This is a genomic window from Streptomyces sp. NBC_01439 (assembly GCF_036227605.1).
In the GTDB taxonomy this organism is placed as follows: Bacteria; Actinomycetota; Actinomycetes; order Streptomycetales; family Streptomycetaceae; genus Streptomyces.
On record NZ_CP109487.1, the window covers coordinates 3,033,971 to 3,045,000 of the forward strand.

At 68.2% G+C, this 11,030-nt stretch carries 4 protein-coding genes, 1 tRNA gene and 2 rRNA genes (1 of these 7 cut by a window edge); 1 reads left to right on the forward strand and 6 read right to left on the reverse strand.

Annotated features, from left to right (window positions below; translation table 11 throughout):
* Positions 1-70 precede the first annotated feature (70 nt).
* Positions 71-5,605 (reverse strand): HAMP domain-containing protein, encoded by a 5,535-nt coding sequence (locus OG207_RS12995; RefSeq protein ID WP_329098752.1) that lies wholly within the window; start codon positions 5,603-5,605, stop codon positions 71-73.
* A gap of 169 nt (positions 5,606-5,774) precedes the next feature.
* Between OG207_RS12995 and OG207_RS13000 the strand changes: the two genes are divergently transcribed.
* Positions 5,775-8,360 carry a SpoIIE family protein phosphatase gene (locus OG207_RS13000; RefSeq protein WP_329098753.1) on the forward strand — a complete coding sequence of 862 codons (2,586 nt, stop codon included), beginning with the start codon at positions 5,775-5,777 and terminating at the stop codon, positions 8,358-8,360.
* Positions 8,361-8,464: 104 nt separating this feature from the next.
* Here OG207_RS13000 and OG207_RS13005 read toward each other — a convergent pair whose 3' ends face one another.
* The 5 genes from OG207_RS13005 to OG207_RS13025 all read right to left on the reverse strand — a co-directional run.
* On the reverse strand, positions 8,465-9,079 hold the full coding sequence (locus tag OG207_RS13005; protein ID WP_329098754.1) for an HdeD family acid-resistance protein: 615 nt from the start codon (positions 9,077-9,079) through the stop codon (positions 8,465-8,467).
* Between the two features lie 260 nt (positions 9,080-9,339).
* On the reverse strand, positions 9,340-9,807 hold the full coding sequence (locus OG207_RS13010) for a hypothetical protein (protein WP_329098755.1): 468 nt from the start codon (positions 9,805-9,807) through the stop codon (positions 9,340-9,342).
* Positions 9,808-9,883 (reverse strand) — tRNA-Thr (locus OG207_RS13015).
* 5 nt (positions 9,884-9,888) lie between these two features.
* Positions 9,889-10,005: ribosomal RNA gene (gene rrf / locus OG207_RS13020) — 5S ribosomal RNA — on the reverse strand.
* 78 nt (positions 10,006-10,083) lie between these two features.
* Positions 10,084-11,030 (reverse strand): 23S ribosomal RNA (locus OG207_RS13025); it runs 2,177 nt beyond the window's last position.

Genomic DNA, 11,030 nt, shown 5'->3' on the forward strand with positions numbered 1-11,030 from the left:
GTTCGCCGCCCTCCCACACCGCCCCGGGCTGGGTGAGTCGGCGATCGGCGCCCTTCCGCTCTCCCGACGATCACTTGCCGCGCATCCACTGCTCCATCACCGACAGCAGGTAGTCGGGATCGACCGGCTTGGTGACGTAGTCGGAAGCACCGGAATCGATCGCCTTCTCCCGGTCCCCCTTCATCGCCTTCGCCGTCAACGCGATGATCGGCAGCCCGGCGAACTGCGGCATCCGCCGGATCGCCGAGGTCGTCGCGTACCCGTCCATCTCGGGCATCATGATGTCCATCAGTACGACCGTCACGTCGTCGTGCTGCTCCAGGACTTCGATGCCCTCCCGCCCGTTCTCCGCGTACAGCACGGCCAGTCCGTGCTGCTCCAGCACGCTGGTGAGCGCGAAGACGTTGCGCACGTCGTCGTCGACGATGAGCACCTTCTCGCCGTGGAAGTCGTACGTCCGGGGCACCACCGGAAGATCCTCCTCCGCGCTGCCCCAGCCGTCCTCGGCCCCCACCACGTTCGGCTGGCCCGGCACCGCCGTACGCGGCTCCAGATCGCTCGCCGCCTTGCGCCGCCGCCGGAACAGCGCGGCCCCGCCGCCCTGCCCCGGCCCGGCCGGCTCGGCCGCCGACAGCGCCGGCCGCACCTGCTGCGCCTGGACCGACGGCATGGCCGAAGGCCCCGCCTGAGTACCCGGCAGCGCCGGTCGGCCCCCGTCCAGCGACCTGCGGTACAGCTCGCCGCGGGCGCCGCCGGGGGTCGGCGGCGCGTACCCCTGCGGAGGCAGCTCGCTCGGGTGCAGCGGCAGGTACAGCGTGAAGGTGGACCCGCGGCCGGGCTCGCTGGCCGCGTGGATCTCGCCGCCCAGCAGCCGGGCGATCTCCCGGCTGATGGACAGCCCCAGCCCGGTGCCGCCGTACTTGCGGCTCGTCGTCCCGTCCGCCTGCTTGAACGCCTCGAAGATCACCAGCATCTTGCTCGCGGCGATACCGATCCCGGTGTCGGTGACCGAGAAGGCGATCAGGTCCGCGTCCGCCTCCCGCAGCGAACCGGCCTCCAGCAGCTGCTCGCGGATCGCGGCGGGCACATCGGCGCCGGCCGGCCGGATCACCAGCTCCACCGCCCCCGTGTCGGTGAACTTCACCGCGTTGGACAGCAGGTTGCGCAGCACCTGGAGCAGCCGCTGCTCGTCGGTGTGCAGCGTGGCGGGCAGCTCCGGGGAGACCCGTACCGAGAAGTCCAGGCCCTTCTCCGCGGTCAGCGGCCGGAAGGTCGCCTCCACGTAGTCCACGAGCTGGACCAGCGCGATCCGGGTCGGCGAGACGTCCATCTTCCCGGCCTCGACCTTCGACAGGTCGAGGATGTCGTTGATCAGCTGGAGCAGGTCCGAACCCGCGCCGTGAATGGTCTCGGCGAACTCCACCTGCTTCGGCGAGAGGTTCCCCTCCGCGTTGTCGGCGAGCAGCTTGGCCAGGATCAGCAGCGAGTTGAGCGGGGTCCGCAGCTCGTGCGACATGTTCGCCAGGAACTCGGACTTGTAGCGCATCGAGACCGCGAGCTGCTCGGCACGTTCCTCCAGGACCTGCCGGGCCTCCTCGATCTCGGTGTTCTTCACCTCGATGTCCCGGTTCTGCTGGGCCAGCAGCTCGGCCTTCTCCTCCAGCTCCGCATTGGCGGCCTGCAGGGCCTTCTGCCGGTTCTCCAGCTCGTCGGAGCGCTCGCGCAGCTGCTCGGTCATCTCCTGCGACTGCTTCAGCAGCATCTCCGTCTTGGAGTTGACGCTGATGGTGTTGACGCTCGTACCGATCATCTCGGCGATCTGGCTGAGGAAGTCCTTCTGGATCTGCGTGAACGGCGTGAAGGAGGCCAGCTCGATGACGCCGAGCACCTTCCCCTCGAAGAGCACCGGCAGGACGATCACGTGCGCCGGCGGCGCCTCGCCCAGGCCCGAGGAGATCTTCAGGTAGCCCGGCGGGGTGTTCTCGACGAGGATCATCCGCTTCTCCTCGGCGACCGCCCCGATCAGCCCCTCCCCCGGCCGGAACGACATGGGCATCTGACCGCCCGCGTAGGCGTAACTCCCGCGCATCCGTAGCTCGTACGAGCCGTCCGCGCCCCCGTCCGTCCCGATCTCGGTGGTGCCGCCGGCCGGCAGCGCCAGGAAGAAGGCGCCGTGCTGCGCGGAGACCACCGGGGTCAGCTCGCTCATGATCAGCGAGGCCACGTCGTCGAGCTCCCGGCGGCCCTGCATCAGGGCCGAGATCCGGGCGAGGTTGCCCTTGAGCCAGTCCTGCTCCTTGTTGGCCAAGGTGGTGTCGCGCAGGTTCGCGATCATCGTGTTGATGTTGTCCTGGAGGACCTGGATCTCGCCCGCCGCGTCCACGTCGATCTTCAGGTTGAGGTCGCCGCGGGTCACCGCGGTGGCCACGGCCGCGATCGCGCGCACCTGCCGGGTGAGGTTCCCGGCCATCTCGTTCACGGACTCCGTCAGGTCCCGCCAGGTGCCGTCTACGTCACGGACGCGGGCCTGGCCGCCCAGGATTCCCTCGGTGCCCACCTCACGGGCCACCCGCGTCACCTGGTCGGCGAACGAGGACAGTTGGTCCACCATCGTGTTGATGGTGGTCTTGAGCTCCAGGATCTCGCCGCGGGCATCGATGTCGATCTTCTTGGTCATGTCGCCCTTGGCGATGGCGGTCGTGACCATGGCGATCTGCCGCACCTGACCGGTGAGGTTGGAGGCCATGAAGTTCACCGAGTCGGTGAGGTCCTTCCACGTCCCCGAGACGCCCGGCACGTGCGCCTGACCGCCCAGACGGCCCTCCGTACCCACCTCGCGGGCCACCCGGGTCACCTCGTCCGCGAACGAGGACAGGGTCTTCACCATCGTGTTGACGGTGTCGGCGAGCTGTGCGACCTCGCCGCGCGCCTCCACCGTGACCTTCTTCGTCAGGTCACCGTTGGCGACCGCCGCCGACACCTGCGAGATGTTGCGCACCTGGGAGGTCAGGTTGTTGGCCATCAGGTTGACGTTGTCCGTCAGGTCCTTCCAGATGCCCGTCACCCCGCGCACCCGGGCCTGACCGCCGAGGATGCCCTCGGAGCCCACCTCACGGGCCACCCGCGTCACCTGCTCCGCGAACGACGACAGCTGGTCCACCATCGTGTTCACGGTGGTGACCAGCTCGAGGATCTCGCCCTTGGCATCGACGGTGATCTTCTTGGAGAGGTCGCCCATGGCCACCGCCGTGGTCACTTCGGCGATGTTGCGCACCTGGGACGTGAGGTTGTTCGCCATGAAGTTGACGGACTGGGTGAGGTCCTTCCAGGTACCGGAGACACCCTTGACCTCCGCCTGGCCGCCCAGGATGCCCTCGGTGCCCACCTCGCGCGCCACCCGGGTCACCTGCTCCGCGAAGTTCGAGAGCTGGTCGACCATCGTGTTGAGGGTGTTCTTCAGCTCCAGGATCTCGCCGCGCGCATCCACGTCGATCTTCTGCGACAGGTCACCGCGGGCCACCGCCGTCGCGACCTGGGCGATGTTGCGCACCTGCGAGGTCAGGTTCCCGGCCATGCCGTTCACCGAGTCCGTGAGGTCACGCCATACGCCGGCCACTCCGGGCACCTGCGCCTGACCGCCCAGGCGACCCTCGGTACCCACGTCGCGGGCCACCCGGGTCACCTGCTCGGCGAAGGCCGAGAGCTGGTCGACCATCGTGTTGATGGTGTTCTTCAGCTCCAGGATCTCGCCCCGGGCGTCCACGTCGATCTTCTGCGACAGGTCACCGCGGGCCACCGCCGTCGTCACCTGGGCGATCTGGCGCACCTGCGAGGTCAGGTTCCCGGCCATGAAGTTGACGGAGTCGGTGAGCTCCTTCCAGGTACCGGACACCCCCTCGACCCGAGCCTGACCGCCGAGGCGGCCCTCCGTACCCACGTCCCGCGCCATCCGCGTGACCTGGTCGGCGAAGGAGGACAGCTGGTCCACCATCGTGTTCACGGTGTTCTTCAGCTGGAGCATCTCGCCGGAGACGTCCACGGTGACCTTCTGCGACAGGTCGCCGTTGGCGACCGCCGTCGTCACCTGCGCGATGTTGCGCACCTGCCCGGTGAGGTTGCGGAAGGCGGTGTTCACCGAGTCGGTGAGGTCCTTCCACGTCCCCGCCGCACCCGGCACCTGCGCCTGACCGCCCAGCTCACCCTCGACGCCGACCTCACGGGCCACACGCGTCACTTCCGCGCCGAAGGAGGAGAGTTGGTCCACCATCGTGTTGACGGTGTTCTTCAACTCCAGCATCTCGCCAGCCACGTCGACGGTGACCTTCTGCGACAGGTCGCCGTTGGCCACCGCCGTCGTCACCTGCGCAATGTCGCGCACCTGGGTGGTGAGGTTGCGGAAGACCGTGTTCACCGAGTCGGTGAGGTCCTTCCACGTCCCCGCCGCCCCCGGCACCTGCGCCTGACCGCCCAGCAGACCCTTGGCCCCGACCTCGCTCGCCACGCGCGTGACCTCGTCCGCGAAGGTCCGTAGCGTCTCGGTCATCTGGTTGATCGTTTCGGCCAGCTGCGCCACCTCGCCGCGCGCGCTGACCCGTACCTTCTGCGACAGGTCGCCGTTCGCGACCGCCGTGGTCACCTGCGCGATCCCGCGCACCTGGGCCGTGAGGTTCCCGGCCATGGTGTTGACCGAGTCGGTCAGGTCCTTCCACACGCCCGCGACCCCGGGCACCTTCGCCTGGCCGCCCAGCTCGCCCTCCGTACCCACCTCGCGGGCGACGCGGGTCACCTCGGAGGAGAACGACGACAGCTGGTCCACCATCGTGTTCACGGTATTCTTCAGCTGGAGCATCTCGCCGGCCACGTGCACCGTGACCTTGCGCGACAGATCGCCCTTGGCGACCGCCGTCGTGACGAGAGCGATGTCACGCACCTGGGCGGTGAGCCGGTACGCCATCGTGTTGACGGAGTCGGTCAGATCCTTCCAAGAACCCGACATCCCGCGCACCTGGGCCTGACCACCGAGCTTGCCCTCGGTACCCACCTCCAGCGCCACGCGCGTCACTTCGTCGGTGAACGCCGACAGCTGGTCGACCAGGTTGTTGACCGTGCGCCCGACCTTCAGGAACTCCCCGCGCAGCGGATGTCCGGCCCCTTCGGCCGCCTGCGTCCGCAGGTCCATCCGCTGGTCCAGATCGCCCTCGGCCACCGCCGACAGCACCCGGCCCACCTCGGACACCGGCCGGGCCAGATCGTCCACCAACTGGTTCGAGGCATCGATCGCGGCCGCCCAGGAGCCTTCACAGGCACCCGTTTCCAGCCGTTCGCTCAGCTTGCCCTCGCGGCCCACCATCCGCCGCACCCGGGACAGCTCCCCGGTCAGGTGGAGGTTGCGGTCGGCCACCTCGTTGTAGACGGCGGCGATCTCCGCCATCACGCCCTCGCCGGACACCGTCAGCCGCTTGCGGAAATTCCCGTCCCGCATCGACACCAGGGCCGTGAGCAGCCGGTTGAGAGCGGCGGTATCGACCTCCGTCGTGCCACTGCGCCGGGAACGCCCGCCCTTCGGCCTCGTTCCCGTACGCCGTACCGCTGCGCCAGACTCCACCGTGTCCCTCCCGAAGGGGTCGACCACTCTTCCACCGGACGCCCGACTCATCTACGAGCCGACCTTGCAAGCCCGCCCAGTGTTTCACCCTGGCCGAACCCGGCCATAACACTTCGGCACCATCGCACACCCGCCGTACCCTGCGGGTGGAATCCCCCACGACGGCACCATGCCGACCGCGAAGGTAAGTAACCTGGCACCCGATGTCCAACCGCGTCGAAGGAGACTCGTGATCACGGCACGGGCGGCTGCCAGCTTCGATCCCCTCGGGCGCTCGGTCGCCGCCGCCCGCGGGTTCGTCCGCGACACCCTGCACGGCTGGGGCTTCGCGGACATCGTCGACGACGCGGTGGTCCTCACCAGCGAGCTCGTCACCAATGCCGTGGTCCACGCCGGCACCCGGGCCGAGGTCCTGTGCCTGCGCGCCGACGGCGGCGTACGGGTCGAGGTCGCCGACCGCTACCCGGAGCGCGAGCTCCCGCTCCAGCACCCCGGCGATCGCCCCTACGCCGACCCCGACCGCGAGAACGGCCGCGGCCTGATGCTGTGCGCCGCCCTCGCCACCCGCTGGGGCGTCGAGTACACCGCCACCCACAAGCACGTGTGGTTCCGTCTCGATCTGCCAGACCGGCCGGTCGGTACCCGCTCCGCGGGCCCCGTCGTCCCCGACCAGCTGCTCCCCCTGGCCGACAGTCGGGTCCGCGTCGCCGTCCTCCAGATCGACGCGGACGACGCCATCTCCGCCTGGAACGAGGACGCCGAGCACATCTTCGGCCACCCCGCCGAGAAGGCGCTCGGCCGCCCGCTCGCCGAGCTCGCCGCCTGGCCCCAGACCCCCGGCACCGGAACCGGCATCGCCGAGGCCCTGCGCCTGTCCCGCTGGGAGGGCAGCTACGGCGTCCGCGGCGCCGACGGCCGCGTCATCCCCGTCTTCGCCTCGCACCTGCGGGTCCGCGACGCCCACGGCGAACCGTCCATCGTCTGCCTCCTCGTCCACGACGACGAGCGCGCCCTGCTACAGACCCCGGTACGGGTACCCACCTCCGAAGGCGGCCACTTCACCGAGCCCCGCCCCACGGACCCCTTCGAGGTCTTCATCGGCTCCCCCGCCCCCGACGACCTGGACGGGCTCCTCCAGCGCACCGTGGAGCGCGCCCGCGACCTCCTCGACGCCGACTCCGCCTTCCTGCTGCTCGCCACCGACGACGAGACCGAGCTAGAGGTCCGCGCCACCACCGGCCTGCCCTCCACCCGCCAGCGCTTCGCCCGCGTCCCCGTCGAGGCCGGCACCAACCGCTACGGCTCCGCCCGCATGCCCGCCGTCCACGACGACCTCATCGCCTCCCCCGGAGCCGTGCCGCTCCTCGAGGCCACCGGCATGCGCTCCGCCGTCACCGTCCCCCTGAAGGTGGAAGGCCGCCTCACCGGCTCACTCGGCGTCGCCGCCGAAACTCCCGGCCGCTACTCCAACGAAGAAGCCCTGCACCTCCAGTTCGCCGCCGACCGCATCGCCCTCGCCGTCGAATCCGCTCGACTCGGCGAACTGGAGCGCCTGCGCCGCGGTTCCCTCTCCTTCCTCGTCGAGGCCTCCGACCTGCTGGCCGGCACCCTCGACCGGGACCAGACCCTGGCCCTCATGGCCCAGATGACCGTCCCGACCCTGGCCACCTGGTGCGCCGTCTACACGATCGCCGACCAGTCCTCCGATCCGTACCTCTCCTACGTGCTCCACGAGGACGAGGAACGCATCGACGGCCTGAAGGACCTGCTGTCCCGGCTCAGCCCGCCCGAACCGGTCCGCGAGGCCGGCGCCCGCCCGTGGCCGGAGGCGACCGCCGCGGTCGGCGGCGAGACGGTGGTCCTGCCCCTCCTCGCCCGCAACCGCGTGATCGGCATGCTGACCCTCGGCAAGCCGCGGGAGGAGCACTTCCGTCAGGAGATCCTCGAACTCGCCGAGGACCTCTCCCGCCGCGCCGCCCTGGCCCTCGACAACGCCCGCCTGTATTCGGAGCGCACCGCGATCAGCCGCTCCCTCCAGCGCAGCCTGTTGCCGCCCGGCTCCCCCGCGATCCCCGGCATGGAGGTCGAGGTGATCTACCGCGCGGCCGGCGAGGGCAACGAGGTCGGCGGTGACTTCTACGACGTCTTCCCGATCCGCGACGGCGCGTACGGCTTCGCCATCGGCGACGTCTGCGGTACGGGCCCGGAGGCCGCCGCCGTCACGGGCCTCGCCCGGCACGCGCTGCGCCTGCTGGCCCGCGAGGGCCTCGGCGGCCCGGCGGTCCTCGAACGCCTCAACGCGGCCATCCTCGACGAGGGCACCCGCAGCCGCTTCCTCACCCTCCTCTACGGCGAGCTCCACCCCCAGCCCGACGGCGGCGCGCTGATGAAGGTCGTCTGCGCGGGCCACCCGCTGCCGCTGCGCCTGCGCCCGAACGGCCAGGTCGACGCTGCCGCGGACCCGCAGCCGCTGCTGGGCGTGATCGACGACCTTGACCTCTACGAACAGACCCTCACCCTCGACCCGGGCGATGTGCTGCTCTGCGTCACCGACGGTGTGACCGAACGCCGCGAGGGCACCCGCATGCTGGGCGACGACGGCCTCACCGAAGTCCTCACCACGTGTACGGGCCTCACCGCGGGCGCGGTCGCCTCCCGCGTCCTGCGGGCGGTGGAACGCTTCGCCGCGGAACCCGCGTCGGACGACATGGCGATCCTCGCTTTCCGCGTCCCGGAACAGCGCATGGGCGAATAGTCGGGGCCCGTCTCCGCAAAGACCTGGGCCCGGCGTGCGCCGGGCCCAGGCTCAGTTCAGTTCAGTTCAGTTCGCGGAAGTACGGGTCCGGCGACGCCCGGTCTTCACTCCGGACGGGCCGACGCAACCTGGCGGGTGGCCGAACGCAGTGCGAATGCCATCACCAGCTCGAACACGCCCAGCAGGACGAGCCAGAGTCCCAGCAGCCGTGTCAGGGCCACGGCGGAGTCCACCGGGAAGCAGAGCACGACGATTCCGGCGACGGCGCCGAGAGCCCCCAGGCCGAACTGCAGGCCCCGGTGCACCAGCGTGTGGTCGGCGATCGCGGTGAACGCCGCGAGCACTCCGGACAGCAACCAGAACACGCCGATGATCAAGCTCAGTGCGCCGATCGTCTGCATCGGATGGCGCAACACCAGGACGCCCGCCAGGAACGCGAGCATGGCGATCAGGACACCCGCCAGCTTGCTCCCGCCGTCGCGACTGTGCGAGAAGGCGGTGACGAACCGGAACGCGCCCGCCACCAGGAACTGCAGACCGATGATGACGGCCAGGATGTGCAACGTCTCGTCGGGCCAGACGAGCACCAGGATTCCGGGGATCAGGGTCGCGAGGGCGAAGCCGAGTGCCCAGTGCCACGTGCTCCCGATGTGTTTGAGGACGTCCTCGGGATCGCCCTGCGTGTGCTGTGGCGCCGCTGCGTCGGGGGGTACGGTCATCACGCCTCCTGGGCCAGCCGAGCGGCCCTTGGGGGCACCTCGAAGCCGCCGGACGTACCTTATCTACCCTTCACATCCATGGTAGGCAGCTCTGGTACGGCCCGCCCCTCCGGCCCTCGGAGGCCTGTGCCGGCCGTGCCACACGGGCACGTCCATGAGCCTTCTCCAACCTCAGGTCGAGGCGTGGTGAAGGACGAAAGCGGTCTTCACGAGGCCGTTCCCGGTGGCACGCACCAGAGATGGGCCCCTCCCCCGTTCGTTCAGGAAGCCCGGATCGCCCGATCGATCTCCGCGCCGGTGCGGGCCACGACGACGGGCCACTCGTCCCTGAGGGCGGCAGGCAGAAGGTCGCGGTCCTCGTCCCGCTGAATCAGGGTTGGTCCGCCCGGGATGACGAGCACGGCATCCAGCCGGCGCAGCAGGACGGCCAGGAGGTCCATGATTCCGCCGCCTCCGAAGCGGTTGAAGGTGATGTTGCCCGGGCTGGAGAAGAACACACCTGCCTCCTCCCCTTTCGCCGTACGCACCTGCAGGAAGTTCGTCCGGGGGTCCCGTGCCACCACATAGGGGGCGAGGACCTCGTGCGCAGCACTCATGTCCAGCGGCGTCGGATCACCGTTCTCGAACCGGCACACAAAGATGTCGAAACTCATGGATTCCTTTCTAGCCTCAGGTTCCGTGCCGGAAAACAAAAAAGGCCCCCGCCAATTGGCGGGGGCCTTTTTCATTGGAGCCCTTTAACGGAATCGAACCGTTGACCTTCTCCTTACCATGGAGACGCTCTACCGACTGAGCTAAAAGGGCGGGTTGTTCGGCGGCGTCCTACTCTCCCACAGGGTCCCCCCTGCAGTACCATCGGCGCTGAAAGGCTTAGCTTCCGGGTTCGGAATGTAACCGGGCGTTTCCCTAACGCTATGACCACCGAAACACTATGAAATTTAGAACGCTGGCTATCATCACAGCTGTTCGTTATTTCAGAACTAACACAGTGGACGCGAGCAACTGAGGACAAGCCCTCGGCCTATTAGTACCAGTCAGCTTCACCCGTTACCGGGCTTCCACATCTGGCCTATCAACCCAGTCGTCTACTGGGAGCCTTACCCTCTCAAGGAGGTGGGAATACTCATCTTGAAGCAGGCTTCCCGCTTAGATGCTTTCAGCGGTTATCCCTCCCGAACGTAGCCAACCAGCCATGCCCTTGGCAGGACAACTGGCACACCAGAGGTTCGTCCGTCCCGGTCCTCTCGTACTAGGGACAGCCCTTCTCAATATTCCTACGCGCACAGCGGATAGGGACCGAACTGTCTCACGACGTTCTAAACCCAGCTCGCGTACCGCTTTAATGGGCGAACAGCCCAACCCTTGGGACCGACTCCAGCCCCAGGATGCGACGAGCCGACATCGAGGTGCCAAACCATCCCGTCGATATGGACTCTTGGGGAAGATCAGCCTGTTATCCCCGGGGTACCTTTTATCCGTTGAGCGACGGCGCTTCCACAAGCCACCGCCGGATCACTAGTCCCGACTTTCGTCCCTGCTCGACCCGTCGGTCTCACAGTCAAGCTCCCTTGTGCACTTACACTCAACACCTGATTGCCAACCAGGCTGAGGGAACCTTTGGGCGCCTCCGTTACCCTTTGGGAGGCAACCGCCCCAGTTAAACTACCCATCAGACACTGTCCCTGATCCGGATCACGGACCGAGGTTAGACATCCAGCACGACCAGAGTGGTATTTCAACGGCGACTCCACAACCACTGGCGTGGCTGCTTCAAAGTCTCCCACCTATCCTACACAAGCCGAACCGAACACCAATATCAAACTGTAGTAAAGGTCCCGGGGTCTTTCCGTCCTGCTGCGCGAAACGAGCATCTTTACTCGTAGTGCAATTTCACCGGGCCTATGGTTGAGACAGTCGAGAAGTCGTTACGCCATTCGTGCAGGTCGGAACT

Bases quoted from the DNA above. Each gene is read 5' to 3' on its own strand.
- OG207_RS13010 (WP_329098755.1), bottom strand. From the start codon at position 9,807: ATGAAAAAGGCCCCCGCCAATTGGCGGGGGCCTTTTTTGTTTTCCGGC.
- OG207_RS13005 (WP_329098754.1), bottom strand. From the start codon at position 9,079: ATGACCGTACCCCCCGACGCAGCGGCGCCACAGCACACGCAGGGCGAT.
- OG207_RS13000 (WP_329098753.1), top strand. From the start codon at position 5,775: ATGCCGACCGCGAAGGTAAGTAACCTGGCACCCGATGTCCAACCGCGT.